We start from the raw sequence: 14724 nt of genomic DNA, 5'->3' as shown, positions 1-14724 counted from the left end.
CCGGCTTCCGCCTCACGCAGGAAGCCGATGATCTGCTCTTCGGAAAAACGCTTCTTCACGTCCAATCTCCTTCGAATGGGGGATTGGACTCCAAACCGATGTGCTACTCAAAGGCGGGGGGACGTCGGTGACAAGAAGACCCAGCGGCGCGACATCAAGCACGCTGCCAAGCTTGCAAAGGAAGTCTGATATGACCCTTCAACTAACGACCTTCGACATCCTCGACTCTCTCGACAGCGAGGAGGCCATTGCCGAGTACCTCTCGCAAGTTATGGCCGATGGCGATGACGATGAGCTTCTACGCGGGCTCGGCCATGTTGCAAAGGCGCGCGGCATGGCTCAGCTGGCCAAGGATGCTGGCGTTGGCCGCGAGAGCCTCTACAAGGCGTTGAAGCCTGGTGCGACCCATGGCTACGCAACCGTAGGAAAGGTCGTCCGCGCACTTGGCTTCAAGATGGGAGTTAGCCCCGCTCGTCGACCTGCGCCGGCTTCGCTGAAGAAGGCTGTGCCTTCTGGCAAGAAGCCAAACAAGGGATCAAAGAACAAGGTGACAAAGGCTAACGTCGGGGTTTACGAGCGGAAAAAGACAGGAAAGCTTGCCGCAGCCAAGGCAGCCCAAGCGGCCAAACTTCGCGCTTGATGTCACTCCCCGCCGTGCAACGGCCTGCGCCAGCGGCGCGTTCTCGTCATCGCCATGCCATGTGAGCGTGCCCTTATTCCGGGCGAATAAAGCGGGCGGAGGGGTTAGACGCGTTCTCCGCTTGGGCAGCACTAGAAACGGAGTCACATTAGAAACGGAGTCACATTCGCTCATCGCGCGTCCCGAAGTGAACCTGACCCTCTTTCGGCGGATCGTAGCCTCGCCTGCGCTGACGACGCTCAGCGCACGCCACCTGGTCACGCTTTACAGCCGGCGCATGCAGATCGAACTGTCGTTTCGCGATCTGAAAATCGCACCGTTATGGCCAAGGCTTCGAGGACAGTCTGACGCGTGGTGGCAAGCGCATCGAGATCCTTTTGCTGGTCAATGCACTGGCGGCCTTCGCCAGTTGGTTGGCCGGCTTGGCCTGCGAGGCTACGGGCGTTGACCGGTGGCTATCGCCCGTTGCCTCCGCACGCCGGCTTTACTCGGTCCTGCGAATCGGACGCGAAGCACTGGTCCGAGCGTGGCCTTTGGAACGAACATCGCAGTGGCTGCAGCGCTTACGAGCGCTCCCGTCATCAGTACTCGATCAGATGAGGATCCTGGCGTGAAAACGTGGGGAAACCTCAGGGTCAGAGCCCCTTCCGCGGAAGCAGGTCGCCCGCCAAGCCCCTGCAGTGGCGCGCGCGCTATGGTTGCCCCGCGACACGTCTGCAAAAATGTGGGTCAGCGCAGAGTGCACTTTCATAGCGGAAGGCGGATGCGAGCTGTCATCTTGGCTTTTGTGTGTGTTCTCTGTGCTTGCTCGAGCAGGCCAGCGCCCCTGTTTCCGGAGGCCAGCGATGTGGCCTATGCGACGGTGGAGGACGGCTACACCGATCAATCCACCCACGTGGTCCGACAACACCTTGTTATCGAACGGGCTCTGGAACTGATCCAGCATCGCCAGTGGCACGCGGCCAGCACGACTTACCCCACGGGTGAGACGAGCGTCGCCTTCCAAGCTCGGGACGGTCGCGTCTTGTGCATGCTCTGGTTCGGCCCCGGGTGGGTCGGCGCGGCCTCCCGGCTCGATCGTTCGGAACCTCTGCTTCTGGACGCCGACAAAGAGTTGCGTGGTGAGCTACGCAGGCTGTTCGGGCTGCGGCCCGAGCACTAGACCGAACTCCAACTTAAGCCGGTCAGAGCCCCTTCCTCGGAAGCAGGTTGCCCACCAAGCCCCTGCAGTGCTCCCGCGCGCTATGCTTGCCCCCGCAACACGTCTGGATACACGCCTGCCTTTGCCCTCGCCAAGGAGTCGCCATGATCGTGTTTACCGCCATCGGCATCCTCACCTGCGCCTTCAGCGTCGCCATTCTGATCTGGGGCCTGCTCCTGGCCTATCGCCAGCACACCGCCGAAACACGCCGCTACCACCCACGGGCTCCGCTGCGCACGGGAAGCGGTTTGCCTTAGCCGCTTCCGCCGAATGGGCACGCTGGCTTGCATGAGCCAGCTGCCCTGCTGCGACAAAGAGACGGGGCAGTTAGGCCCACCGTCCGGCCGCCTGCACCCTGCGCGGTCTTCTTCAGGGAAGCGCGATCGCCGGGTGCGTCGCGATGAACGATTGCAGAAACGCCTGGCGAGCCGCGCCGGTGTCGTTGATGGTGCCGGTATCAACGTCGATCCGCTGCCGCGGCACAGGGCCATCCGCGTTGCCTACGGCCGCCCATGCGGGCAGGCCGGGGCCGTTGGGGTTGCCGGTCTTGACGAAGCGTTCGACGTAGCCCTCCATCACGCGCGACACCTTGTGATCGGCGGGCGTCCAGGCGTACACCGGGTTGCTGTCCAGGTTGCCCAGCGCGTATTCGATCTCGCCGCTGTGCACGGCGCCGGGGTCGGGCTGTTCGCCGGGTAGCGGATGGCGCTTGGCGGGTCGCGGCCGGGCGAACAGGTAGAAGTACACGGGCGCGTCGGCGGTGCGCCGCTGCAGGTTCATCCAGCGCCAGGTGCTGTGCGCGATGAACAGGTCGCCGGCCAGGTCGCTGGCCGAGCGCTCGACTTGCGCGCGATCGCCGCCGGGATACAGCGCCAGCGCCCGTTCGGCCTGGTCGCCGAACAGCCGCGTGACGGCCGCGCGGTAGTTCGCCGCTGTCGGCGGTAGCCTGCCTAGCAGGTTCGGGTAGAAGCCTTCCTGTGTGTTGCTGCCCAGCAGCAGCGGCACGTCCGCCTGGTCGCCGCGGGCGAAGGTCGCGGCGGGTGGCTCGGTGAGGAAGAGGCCGTCGATGTCCGGTCCCATGTCCGGTGCCGGCGCGGCACTGGCTGAGAGCAGGGCGGTTGCCGGCATCGCGCGCAGCGCGGCGAGCGTCGCGGCGCCGGCCTTGCGCATGAACGCGGCTCCCTGCGTTTGCGCCTCGGCCTGGCTTTGCGGTGCGATCGGCGCGATCAAGGCGCCGCTCTCGCCGATCGCGCCGGCGATCAGCCCGCGCGACAGCGGCGAGGCCATGTGCGCGCTGACCGAGATGGAACCGGCCGATTCGCCGCCGATCGTGATCCGCCGCGGATCACCGCCGAAACGGGCGATGTTGCCCTTGACCCAGCGCAGCGCGGCGTTCTGGTCGAGCAGGCCGTAGTTGCCGCTCGCGTGCACCGGGGATTCGGCGGCAAGCTCGGGCAGGGCCAGGAAGCCGAACACGCCCAGGCGGTAGTTGACCGTCACGGTGACCATGCCGCGGCTGGCCAGGCTGGCGCCGTCGTAGCGGTTCTCCGAGCCATCGCCACTGACGAAGCCGCCGCCGTAGAAGTAGACGAACACAGGCAAGCCCGCGCGCGCGTCGCTGGCCGGCGTCCACACGTTGAGGTACAGGCAGTCCTCGGCCATGCCGTTGGAGCGGAACACCATGTCGCCGAACAGTGGCAGCTGCATGCAGCGCGGCGCGAAACGGGTTGCCGCTCGCACGCCTTGCCAGGAGGCCGCGGGTTGCGGCGGCTTCCAGCGCCGTTCGCCCAGTGGCGGCGCTGCGTAAGGGATGCCCTGGAACTCCCGCAGCACCGTGCCATGAACGTGCGCCAGCTTGCCCTCGAGCATGCCTTGGTCCACCGTCACCCGCGGTGGCGCGTCGGCGCTACGGGCGGCGGCCAAGGCGATCGGGCTGGCAAGGGCGAGCAGCGCACCGAGCATGAGGCGCGTCCGGGAAAAGGGAGAACCGGATCGACGGTGCGTGTGGATCATGATCGCCTCGCTTGTCCAAGGAATGGCTGGCTTGGCTGCATGTACGCGCAGCGCTGACGGGCGCGTGCTGCCTCCTACCATCCATCGCGCGAGCGTAGCTGGAAACCAGGTAACCGAAACGCAAAGGGAAGCCCGGGCCAGCCCACCCTGACCCGCGTTTTTGCCTGCCGCGTTCCCGCATTCCCTGACCCATGGCACATGGCCATCAGCGGCGCCTCCGTACACTGTCGCGATGCATCGCCTTGGTCGCGCCAATTTCGGTTCGCCGCTGCACCGCCGTTCCGTCGGCGGGCTGCTGGTGACCGCCACGCAGTACGCCGGCGAGGGCACTCTGCCGTTCCACGAGCACGACGAGGCGTACCTGTGCCTGGTGGGCGCCGGGGGCTATGTGCAGCGGGATCGCGGCGGAGAGGCCGATTGCAGGTCGGGGTTGTTGCTGGTGCATCCGCGGGGGCATCGCCATGCCAATCGCTTCGCGGCGACGGGGGCGCAGTGCCTGAGCATCTTCCTGTCGCGCGAACTGGCTGACGACCGCGCGATCCGCAGCCTGCTCGGCGACTATCGGCTGTTGCGCCTGCCGGAGACACCGCGCCTGCTGGCGCGCGTCGGACGCGAACTGGCGGCCACCGATGCCGCCGCCCCACTGGCCTTGCAGGCCGCCGTGCTCGAGCTGGTGGCGCTGGCCTGCCGTGGCGAGCGCGAGGACCGGCATCCGGGCTGGCTGGCCGCGGTGCTCGAGCGGCTGCACGACGACCCCCTGGCGGACTTGTCGCTGGCCGAGCTCGGCAAGGCGGCCGGCGTGCATCCGGCGCACCTGGCGCGCAGCTTCCAGCGGGCACAGGGCATGTCGGTGGGGGAGTACCGCCGCGCGCTGCGCATCCGTCGGGCCTGCCAGGCGCTGACGGACGACGGGCGACCGATCGCCGAGGTTGCGGCCGAGGCCGGTTTTGCCGACCAGAGCCATTTCGCGCGCGTGTTCAAGCGGATGACCGGGGAGACGCCGCGCAATTTCCGGCGGCGGATGCAAAGCGCGTCCTGAAACATCGTGCTCGTCCTAGCTGCCGCCGCAGGGCCGGGGCAGTATCGGTGCCCCGCGCACACGGAAGACCCCATGCCCAAGCGAAACCCGCTCCTGTACCTGCTCCTCGCCTTGTTGTTGCCGGCGCTCGCCAGTGCAACGGACGCCGACACCCTGCTGCGCCAGCTCAGGCACGCGCACGGTGCCGGGTCACTGTCCCGCCACGCCGCGCTGGTGGCCGAGGGACGCCAGCGGTCCGAGGGGATGGAAGGCCTTTGGCAACTGACGGTCGACCTGAGTAACGGCTACTTCGCCGAACAGGCGCACAACCCGGTGTTCACGGTGGCGGACGGCTACGACGGGCACGGCCGCTGGCACCGGGGCGCCAGCGGTCTGACCCATCCCTACGACTCGCGGGAAGCGGTCATCGTGGCCGCCAGCGAGACTTGGCTGCGTCGATTCGGCTTTCTCGATGCGGGTGATGGCGCGCACTACCGTGTCTTGCCCGATGCGGAGGAGGACGGGCGTCGTTTCCAGCGCCTGGAAGCGACGCCGGCGGGCGGCCGTGCCATCGTGCTGTGGATCGATCCGGCGACCCATCGCCTGGACCACGCCACCTGGCAAAGCTCGTTCCTGCACGTCACCTGGCGCTATGGCGACTACCGGTCGGTGGCGGGCAGCTGGCTGCCGTTCCGCCTCGACCGGCGGGCGGTGACGACGGGCGGCGGCGTGGATACGGACAGCACCGTCACCGTGCAGCGTTATCGCTGGATCGACCGCGTACCCACCCAACGCCTGGAGCGGCCGCAGAACAAGGTGGGTGACGTGACGATGGCCGGCGACGCACGGCGCGCAATCACCCCGATGCACCTGGAAGGCGGCCGCCTGCTGGTGGAGGCAAGCATCGATGGCCACGGCCCGCTGCCTTTCATTCTCGATACGGGCGGCCATGCGATCCTCACGGCCGATGCGGCGCGCAAGCTGGGCCTGTCCACGCAGGGGCAAGGCTCCAGTACCGGTTCCGGGCCGGGGGCGATGAGCACGGCTTACACCAAGGTCGCGCACTTGGGCATGGGCCAGGCGGACATCCGCGACCTCACCTTCCTGGTGATGCCCTATCCGTTCGAGATGTGCGAGCGCGGCGAGGGGCGCGAGCCGATCGCCGGCATCCTGGGGCTGGAGATCTTCCAGCGCTTCGCCGTCACGTTCGATTACGACCGGCAGCAACTGGTGCTCGAACCCTACGACCATGGCGACGCGCCGGCGGCCGTGGAAGGTAACGTGCTGCCGCTGCGCTTCACCTACGACATGCCGCTGGTGGATGGCCGCCTGGACGGGCACGACGGGGTGTTCGGCATCGACACGGGCAACTCGGGGATCACCCTGGTGTTTCCCCAGTGGGCCGCGCGCAACGGCATCGACGCGCGCTACGCCAAGGGTGCGCCCAGGCCGACCGGTGGCGTGGGTGGCAGCTACACCGCCCACCTCGCCCATATCCGCAGCCTGCAACTGGGCCGTTGGCGTACCGACAACGTGGTCGGCCTGCTCACCCGGGCGGACGCGGGCGCCACCGGCAACCCCAGCGAGGCCGCCAACATCGGGCAGGACGTGCTCGCGCGCTTCAACCAGCATTTCGACTATCGCCGCGGCCAGCTGGTGTTGTTGCCGCGCGATCACGAGGTCGAGCGCAGTTATGCCACGGCGGGCTTCCGTGCCAGCAAGTCGGCGGGGCGGCCGGACCGCTATCGGGTGAGCTGGGTGATATCAGGCGGTCCGGCGGCGCAGGCTGGCCTGAAGCAGGGCGATGAGATCGTCGCCGTCGACGGCCAGCCGGCGACATCCATCGGCCAGGGCCAGCTGCGGGAGATGACCCACTGGCAGCGCGAAGGCACCGCGTTGGAGCTTGTGCTCGGCGATGGCCGACGGCTGCAGATGCAGTTACGCGATGTCGCCCCGTGAGCGATCCCGAGGGCCGGCCTCGCCACGGGCATCGAACCGGTGTGCTTGCGCCAACAGGCGGGACATGGGGCAGGCCGGATCAGAGCCCGCCAGACGGAGGGCTCTGATCCGGCCGCAAACAACAGACGAGCCCGGCCTTTTTGCGGCCTGGCCGTTCTTGCCGGATGAGGCCGGTCAGGTTGGTCGTTCAGGCTTCCCGCCATCGCGCTCCCTGGCCAGCCACCGCCGGAACGCCTGACGCTGTGCCACTTCTTCGTGCTCGACCCGGGTCTCCTCTTCGCGCAGCACGCTCAGCAAGGCAAAGCAGACGGCCATCAGTATCAGGGCGAAGGGCAGGGCGCTGATGATGGCCATGGACTGCAGCCCGTCCAGCCCGCCGGCGACCAGCAGCGTTCCTGCCACCGCCGCCTGTACCACGCCCCACACCAGTTTTTTCCAGTTCGGCGGGTCGAGCGCGCCATGGGAGGACATCGCCGCGAGCACCAGCGTGGCCGAGTCTGCGGAGGTGACGAAGAAGCTGAGCAGCAGCGCGGTCGCCAGCACGGCCAGCGTCCCTGCCCAGGGCAGCGAGTCGAGTACGCCGAACAGGACCTGCTCGGGCCCATGGGCGAATGCCGCGACCAGATCGACCTGGCCGGCCAGCTGCATGTGCAGGGCGGTGCCGCCCAGTGCCGCGAACCACAGGAAACTGAGTGCCGCCGGCACCGCCAGCACGCCCACCACGAACTCGCGGATCGTGCGACCGTAGGAGACGCGTGCGATGAACGAACCGACGAACGGCGCCCAGCTGATCCACCACGCCCAGTAGAAGATGGTCCAGTCGGCCACCCAGGTGCCTTGCGTGAAAGGCGTCATGCGCAGGCTCATCGACGGCAGGTAGTTGAGGTACTGCCCCAGCGTGCTGGTGAAGGCATCGAAGATGAAGCCGGTCGGCCCGAACACGAAAAACGCCAGCAGCAGCAAGGTGGCGAGCATCATGTTCAGGTTGGACAGCCACTTGATGCCCCGGTTGAGCCCGGTGGTGGAGGAAAGCAGGTAAAGCACCAGCGCCACCGCAATGATGCCCAGCCGCGTGCCGCTGGTCTGCGGCAGGCCGAACATGTGGTTCAGCCCGGCGCCGATCTGCAGCGCGCCGAAGCCCAGCGAGGTGGCCACGCCGACGGCGGTGGCGATGATCGCCAGCACGTCCACCAGCCCGCCCAGCCAGCCATCCACCAGCCGCCCGCACAGCGGCCGCAGCAGCTCGCTGATCAGCCCCTTGGCGTCCCGGTTGAATTTGAACCAGGCCAGCGCCAGCCCCAGCACGGCGTAGATAGCCCACGGGTGCAGGCCCCAGTGGAAGTAGGAATAGCGCAGTGCGGCCCATGCTGCACCGTTGCTCATCGGCTCGATGCCTTCCGGAGGCTCGGCCAGATGCGAGATCGGCTCGGCCGCGCCCCAGAACACCAGCCCGATGCCCATGCCCGCCGAGAACAGCATCGCAAACCAGCTGGTGCCGGAGAATTCCGGTTCCGCCTCCTCGCCGCCGATGCGCAACTGGGCAAACCGGCTGCACGCCAGGTATACGAGGAAAGCGACCACGAAGAACACCACCAGCAGGTAGAACCATCCGGCGTAGGCAATGGTGCCGTCGAGCACCTTGTGCATCGAGACGGAAAGCCATTGCGGCGCCAGGCTGCCGACGGCGACCAGCAGCACCAGCAAGGCCAGGGCGACGAAAAAAACCATGACGCGCTCCATGCGGAAAAGGTGCCCGCCATTATTAGGGTCGAGTGCGAACCCGGCATGATGGGACACGCTGTGGCGGACAGCGGAGAACCCGCGTTCGCGCCCGGCACGAGAACCTCGTGGTCCTGCCAGGTGCAAGCGCGGGCCAGGCAGCACTCTGGCCCGCGCCTCCTTTCTGCGGCTACGTCGTCGGTACGTGCCAGTCGTATGCCCGGCCGTGGGTCACGAAGCAGGCGCTGCCGTCGTCGAGGTGCACGATCATGATCTTGTCCGTTCGCACGACGGGGGCGGGCGGGAAGTGTTCGGTATGGCAGTTGGCGAGCATCCGCTTGCCATCCGGCGACAGCCGCACCGGTTGCCACCGCATGGAGGTCGCCGAATCCATGGCGATGCATGATGAAGTGATCCTGCGCAGGCCGCTCCCGTCGGTCTTGACGCCGTAAAGTTCGACCTCGGGGTTGAAGGCGCTCAGATCGGCCGTGCCTGCCAGATACGCTTCGGAACCGTCAGGCGAAATCAGCGCCTGCCCCTGAAAGCCGAGCTGGACGACATTGCCGGGATCGGTCAACCGGGCAGTCGCTCCCGTCAGCAGGTTCCTGGCGCACCAGACCATGGCTCGAATCGGTCGGCTGGTTGCAGGGACCAGGCTGGTGCGTGTCGTAGACGACGCCGTAAATCACCTCGTGGCCGTCATGGGGAATGTCGCCCACGCCCCATCCGGCGTAGGGCGCCCGGACGGTAGCCGCGACCAGCGTTGCGTCGCCCGTGGCGGTATCGATCACGAACAGGTCGGCGGCCGGACTGAGGAAGCGTTCGGCGTCGCAGTCGTCGCTTCGGCTTGGCTCCGCTAGAGCGCCTTGGCGATCTGCTCCGGTGCCACGGCGCGGCTGTAGAACCAGCCCTGCGCGAGGTCGCAGCCGATCTCCTCGAGGAACGCGGCCTGCGGGGCGCTCTCCACGCCCTCGGCCACGACGGTGAGGTTGAGTGCGTGGCCCATGGCGACGATGGCGCCGATGACCTCCGCGGCGGCCGGGTCCTCGGGCGCGCCGTCCAGGAAGCTCTTGTCGATCTTGATCACCGTGACCGGCAGGTGGCGCAGGTAGGCGAGCGAGGAATAGCCGGTGCCGAAGTCGTCGATGGCGATGCGCACGCCCAGCGCGCGGATGGCTTCCAGCGTGGCGCTGATCTCGGCTTCGCTGCCCACCAGTGCGCTCTCAGTGATTTCCAGCTCCAGCAGGTCCCCGGGCAGCCGTGCTTGCGCAAGCGCGGACTCCACCGCGGACACGAGGCCGGGGCTGGTCAATTGCCGCGCGGAAAGGTTGACGGCCATGCGCAGCGCGGGTGCGCCGCGGGCCCGCCAATCGGCCAGTTGCCGGCAGGCGGTTTTCATGACCCACTCGCCGAGCTCCTCGATCAGTCCGAGCTCCTCTGCGCACGGAATGAACTCGGCCGGCAACACCAGTTCGCCGTCCCTGCGCCATCGCAGCAGGGCTTCCACGCCTTGCATCCGGGACGAGCGCAGGCAGTGCTGTGGCTGGTAGAACAGCTCGAATTCGCCGCGCTGCATCGCGCGGCGGATGGAGGCGCCCATGGTGACGAAGTGGCTGGCCTGCGCGCTCAGGCTGGCGCGGTAGAAGCTGATGATGTTGCGCCCGCTCTGCTTGGCGCGGGACATCGCCGTGTCCGCGTTCTTCAGCAGCACCACGCCGTTTTCGCCGTCGTGCGGATACAGGCTCGCGCCCACGCTGGCGCTGAGGAACACCTCCTCGCCCTCGAGCACGAGGACGGCAGCGATCGCCTGGCGCGCCTGTTCGGCCAGCGCGGTGACCTGGCTGACATCGCTCGAGCGCAGGGTCAGCACGAAGTCGTCGCCGCCGAGCCTGGCCACCGTGTCGATCGGGTCCGCAAGGGCCTTGAGCCGCTCGGCAACCTGCTGCAGGAGCTGGTCGGCGAGCGGGTGGCCGAAGCGGTCGTTGATGCGCTTGAAGTTGTCCAGGTTGACCAGCAGCACGGACAGCGCGATGCCTGGTTGCGCCAGCGCGTGGTTGATGCGGTCCAGCAGCAGGTGCCGGTTCGGAAGGCGGGTGAGCGGGTCGTAGTGGGCCAGGAAACGCAGGTCGCGCGTCCGTTTCCTGACCGCCCGTCGCAGCGAATAGATCCAGGCCAGCAGCACGATGCCGACAAGCGCGAGCACCGATGCCGCCGTCTTGAAGATGGACGCGTACCCGGTCAGGTCGACGCGTTGGCCCATCCACTTGTCCTGCAACTGCTGCCGCTCCTGCGGGGTGATTTTCGCCATGCCCTGTTCGACCAGGGCCAACGTCGCCGCGTCGCCCTTGCGCACGCCGCGGCGGAAGCGGTCGCCGTAGAAATCGAACGCCTTCACGAACTCGTCCTGGGCGTGCAGGCGGTAGAGGTAGTACTCGGCCGGGGAGCGGTCCATGCAGAAGATGCGGATGTCGCCGCTGCGCGCGGCGCCGATGATGTCGGCGTAGCTGGTGTATGCCCGGGTGCTCGACACGCCGGCCCGGTGCAGTCGTTCCACGCAGGCATCGCCGCGCTGGACGCCGACCACGAAGCCCCTCAGGCCCGACGCATCGGCTATGCCGGTGAGCTCGCGATCGGCGTAGATGGCCGTCTCGACCGTGGCGAAGGGGCGGGTGAAATCGAGCCTGGCCGCGCGCTCGGGCGTGCGGAAGATCATGTCGATGACGTCGGCCTGGCGGGATTGCAGGCGATGCTGGGCATCGGCCCAGCTCGTGGCGGTCAGTTCCACCTTGATGCCGGTCTTCTTTTCCCAGAGCTTCCACGCATCCACCGCGTAGCCCTGCGGCTTGCCGTCCGGGCCGATGAACAGGTAGGGCGGATAGTTGTTGTCGCCGACGACGCGCAATGTCCTGGGGGCAGCCGCCGCCAGCGGCAGACACAGCGCCAACAGGCACGCTGCGAACGTGGGCATCCTGGTCATGCTTTCCCCTCGTCCCTGATTCGAGCCACAGTTAACCCACCACATGCCGCCGGTCAACTTCAGCGCGGCCAACGCTGACCGGGTATGGTTCGGGCTGCACGGAGCTGGCGCGATGCCAGGGGCCCCGGTTCCCCGTCTCCGCCCAGCCAAACGGAGAGAACCATGCCTCTGAGGTGGATTGCCTGCCTGTTGTCCCTGGTGGTCTGCATGGCCGCCCGGGCGGACGAGCCCGTCGCCACGGTGCGCGTCGCCTTCGACCGCGACGGCATCACCGCCACGCGGGTGCACGGCCTGGCCGACAAGGCAACGGGCCGCAAGGTCACCGCGGACGACCCGGTGCGCATCGCCTCGATCTCCAAACTGGTGACCACGCTGGGCGTAATGCGGCTGGTGGAGGCCGGCAAGCTCGACCTGGATGCGGATGCGTCCGGCCTGCTTGGCTGGACGCTGCGCAACCCGGCTTTCCCGGACACGCCGATCACCTTGCGCCTGTTGCTGTCGCACCGCTCCAGCCTCACCGACGGCGCAGGCTACTGGCAGACGCCGCTGGGCGGATCCCTGCGCGACATCGTGAAGGATCCGCGCGCATGGGACACCGCGCACGCGCCGGGCACGTATTTTCGCTACACCAACCTCAATTTTCCGCTGGTGGCGCAGATCATGGAGCGCGCCACCGGCGAGCGCTTCGACAAGCTGATGGAACGGCTCGTGCTGCGTCCGCTGGGCATCGACGGCTGCTTCAACTGGGACGCCTGCGATGCGGCCACCGCCGCCCGCGCCGTAGTGCTGTACGACACCGACGGCAAGCCGGTGAAGGACGACAATCACGGCCGCAAGCCCGAATGCCCGGTGATGCCGGCCAGCGACGGAAGCTGCGATCTGTCGCGCTGGCGTGCCGGCGAGAACGGCGCGCTGTTCTCGCCGCAGGGCGGCCTGCGCATTTCAGCCAACGGCCTGGCCCGGATCGGCCGCCTGTTGCTGGGCCGGGGCACGCTGGACGGCAAGCGGTTCCTGACGCCCGCATCGGTGCAGGCGATGATCACGCCGCAGTGGCAGTACGGGACCGGCGACGGCAAGACCTACGAGGAAGACACCGGCGACGTCGACCAGGGCTTCTTCTGCCGCTACGGCCTGGCCGTGCAGACGCTGGCCACGCCCACGGAGGGTTGCCGCGACGATCCGTTCGGCGATGGCGTGGCGCGCGTGGGCCACTCGGGTTCCGCCTACGGGTTGCAGGCAGGGCTGTGGGTGGACCGCAAGGGCGGCGCCGGCGTGGTGTGGTTCGCCACCGGGATGCCGGACGAACGCGAAGGCGGGAAGTCGGCGTTCAGCGCGGTCGAGGAAGCGTTGGCGCACTAGATCCGTTCGGTTGCGTCTGGCGGAACGGCAGCCGGTCCGGGCTGTGCCGGGAGCCGGCCGCAAGGGCCGGATCTTTCCCAATCCTCTCCCGGAGGAGAGGGTTTTTCGTATCAACCGGCATGTCGCAACTCGCGCGCAGGCGGTGTTCTTTCTTATCGGTCCCCGTCTCTTGCCGGCTTGCGCTCAGCAAGCGCGGGCGGGGATCGACCATCCGATCCGGGAGAACATCATGAAACGTCGATTCGACGCGGTCTTCATCGGCCTCTGCGCCGCGGCACTGCTGGCCGGAACATCCACCGCCGCGGGCACCGACTCGCAGTCGGAACAACAAGCAGCGTGGAACTTCACGCATCACCGGGCCGGCCCGCTGGTCCAGGCGGTTCGCGACGCCACCTACCGCTACCGGGATGTGTCCCGGGCCGAAATGGACGGCTACGTCCCGGTGCTCGGGTGTGTCAGCGGACCGGACATGGGTGCCATGGGTGCGCATTACCTCAAGGCCAGCCTGCTCGGCGACGGCGTGGTGGATGTGGCGCACCCCGAACTGCTGGTTTACGAGCCACTGGGCAACGGACGGATGCGCCTGGTCGCGGCCGAGTACCTGGCGATCGCGGAGGCATGGGACGGCACGCACACCGATGGCTCGCCGCCGACGCTGATGGGGCAGTTGTTCGATTACTCCGAGGGACCGAACCGCTTCCGCCTGCCGGCGCATTACAGCCTGCATGTGTGGGCATGGAAGCACAATCCGGTCGGCGTGTTCTCCATGTGGAATCCACGCGTCTCCTGCGCGCGCTACACGGAGCTTTGAGCGCTGGCGGCCGCTCTGACGAGTCCCAATCGACAAGCCATCTGCTGCCTCCCCTGCCTGCAGGGGAGGGTTGGGGAGGGGGGCTCTTTCGCTCCGAACAGGCACTCCCTCCCAACCTTCCCCTGCGAGCAGCGGAGGAGCTGATGCTCACATGTGGTTGGCCGAGCCGGGCTCAACGCACCGCGCGGGATCCGCCCGCGGCACGGTGGCGAAAGCCGAAAACGCACAGGGCGATCGCCGCCAGCAGCACCAGCGAGGCGCTGTAGCGGCTGAGAGCCAGGCCACCGTGGTCGATCGGCTTGTCGAGAAAATCGCCCAGTACCGCGCCCAGCGGCCGGGTCAGGATGAATGCGGTCCAGAACAGCGCCGCGCGCGAGATGCGGGTCCACGCGTAGGCAGCGGCAAGCATCATCAGCGCCGTGCCGAAAATGACAGCGCCACCCAGATAGCCCAGTCCGGCGTTGTCGGCGGTCCAGTCGCCGAGCGCCGTACCCAGGGTCTGGGAGAACATGATCGTCACCCAGTAGAAGCCTTCCGCCTGGAGCGATGTGATGGCATCCACCGCGACCGAGCCGAGCCGTGCATGCCAGGCGAACAGCGAGCCGAGCAGCAGCGTCAGCAGCAGCGCGACGCCGCCGGCGTAGCCGATGCCGAGCGAGCGGTCGGCGAAATCGGCCAGCGTGGTGCCCAGCGTGGTGGTGGCGATGACGGTGAGCCAGTACAGCGACGGGTGGAACCGGGTGGCGCGGATCTGCGTGGTCACCGCGACGGCGAAGATCACCGCGAAGATGCCCGTGCCGACCAGGTAGCCCAGCTGCATCGACATCGATACCGCATCGCCGCCGGTCTCGCCCAACGTGGTCGCGAGGATCTTGGTGACCCAGAACAGCAGCGTGACTTCGGGAACCTTGCTCGCGTGCTTGTCGTGGGGGTGCATGGCCTGCCGCGGTCGGTACGGTGGATTGCCACCCTAGGCGGCGGGCCTTACGCCGCCCTTAGCGGCAACCTTGAATGGCGTTGCGCGCCC

General features: G+C 67.6%; 13 protein-coding genes and 1 pseudogene. 9 read left to right on the top strand and 5 right to left on the bottom strand.

The annotated features are described in order from the left end of the window. The 5 genes and pseudogenes from OSC30_RS14165 to OSC30_RS14145 form a co-directional block, all read left to right on the top strand. The coding region (locus OSC30_RS14165) for a type II toxin-antitoxin system RelE/ParE family toxin (RefSeq protein WP_267172517.1) at positions 1 to 189 on the top strand (189 nt) is incomplete at its 5' end. 1 nt (position 190) lies between these two features. Further along, positions 191 to 640 carry an addiction module antidote protein gene (locus OSC30_RS14160; protein ID WP_267172516.1) on the top strand — a complete coding sequence of 150 codons (450 nt, stop codon included), beginning with the start codon at positions 191 to 193 and terminating at the stop codon, positions 638 to 640. Between the two features lie 211 nt (positions 641 to 851). Further along, a pseudogene (locus tag OSC30_RS14155) lies at positions 852 to 1254 on the top strand (transposase); the annotation flags it as partial. A gap of 233 nt (positions 1255 to 1487) precedes the next feature. Continuing rightward, positions 1488 to 1802 (top strand): hypothetical protein, encoded by a 315-nt coding sequence (locus OSC30_RS14150; protein ID WP_267172515.1) that lies wholly within the window; start codon positions 1488 to 1490, stop codon positions 1800 to 1802. A gap of 143 nt (positions 1803 to 1945) precedes the next feature. Continuing rightward, positions 1946 to 2098, top strand: a complete 153-nt coding sequence (locus OSC30_RS14145; protein ID WP_267172514.1) for a hypothetical protein — start codon at positions 1946 to 1948, stop codon at positions 2096 to 2098. Between the two features lie 112 nt (positions 2099 to 2210). On the opposite strand, the gene OSC30_RS14140 is transcribed toward OSC30_RS14145, so the two are convergent. Then, positions 2211 to 3803, bottom strand: coding sequence for a carboxylesterase/lipase family protein (locus OSC30_RS14140; protein ID WP_267172513.1), 1593 nt, complete (start codon positions 3801 to 3803; stop codon positions 2211 to 2213). A 283-nt stretch (positions 3804 to 4086) separates the two neighbouring features. Here OSC30_RS14140 and OSC30_RS14135 point away from each other — a divergent pair, with 283 nt between their 5' ends. Both OSC30_RS14135 and OSC30_RS14130 read left to right on the top strand, forming a co-directional pair. After that, entirely contained in the window at positions 4087 to 4893 is an 807-nt protein-coding gene (locus OSC30_RS14135) for a helix-turn-helix transcriptional regulator (protein WP_267172512.1), read from the top strand. Between the two features lie 72 nt (positions 4894 to 4965). Next, positions 4966 to 6831: an aspartyl protease family protein gene (locus tag OSC30_RS14130; protein ID WP_267172511.1), complete on the top strand. Its 1866-nt coding sequence runs from the start codon at positions 4966 to 4968 to the stop codon at positions 6829 to 6831. Positions 6832 to 7005: 174 nt separating this feature from the next. On the opposite strand, the gene OSC30_RS14125 is transcribed toward OSC30_RS14130, so the two are convergent. The 3 genes from OSC30_RS14125 to OSC30_RS14115 form a co-directional block, all read right to left on the bottom strand. After that, positions 7006 to 8559 carry a BCCT family transporter gene (locus OSC30_RS14125; protein ID WP_267172510.1) on the bottom strand — a complete coding sequence of 518 codons (1554 nt, stop codon included), beginning with the start codon at positions 8557 to 8559 and terminating at the stop codon, positions 7006 to 7008. A gap of 181 nt (positions 8560 to 8740) precedes the next feature. After that, complete coding sequence (locus tag OSC30_RS14120; RefSeq protein WP_267172509.1) at positions 8741 to 9172, bottom strand: TolB-like translocation protein; 432 nt, start codon at positions 9170 to 9172, stop codon at positions 8741 to 8743. A 234-nt stretch (positions 9173 to 9406) separates the two neighbouring features. Next, positions 9407 to 11518 (bottom strand): putative bifunctional diguanylate cyclase/phosphodiesterase, encoded by a 2112-nt coding sequence (locus tag OSC30_RS14115; RefSeq protein WP_267172508.1) that lies wholly within the window; start codon positions 11516 to 11518, stop codon positions 9407 to 9409. Between the two features lie 171 nt (positions 11519 to 11689). Between OSC30_RS14115 and OSC30_RS14110 the strand changes: the two genes are divergently transcribed. Continuing rightward, on the top strand, positions 11690 to 12886 hold the full coding sequence (locus OSC30_RS14110) for a serine hydrolase domain-containing protein (RefSeq protein ID WP_267172507.1): 1197 nt from the start codon (positions 11690 to 11692) through the stop codon (positions 12884 to 12886). Between the two features lie 229 nt (positions 12887 to 13115). Then, entirely contained in the window at positions 13116 to 13697 is a 582-nt protein-coding gene (locus OSC30_RS14105) for a hypothetical protein (protein ID WP_267172506.1), read from the top strand. A 172-nt stretch (positions 13698 to 13869) separates the two neighbouring features. Here the strand turns inward: OSC30_RS14105 and OSC30_RS14100 are convergent, their stop codons facing one another. Further along, the gene (locus OSC30_RS14100; protein WP_267172505.1) at positions 13870 to 14634 is read right to left on the bottom strand and encodes a COG4705 family protein; all 765 of its coding nucleotides are present in this window, start codon (positions 14632 to 14634) and stop codon (positions 13870 to 13872) included. Between the last annotated feature and the right edge of the window lie 90 nt (positions 14635 to 14724).

This window comes from Frateuria hangzhouensis (assembly GCF_026410505.1).
Lineage (GTDB): Bacteria > Pseudomonadota > Gammaproteobacteria > Xanthomonadales > Rhodanobacteraceae > Frateuria_A > Frateuria_A hangzhouensis.
The sequence above is the reverse complement of the archived record's forward strand: the minus strand, read 5'-3'. Positions and strand labels throughout refer to the sequence as shown.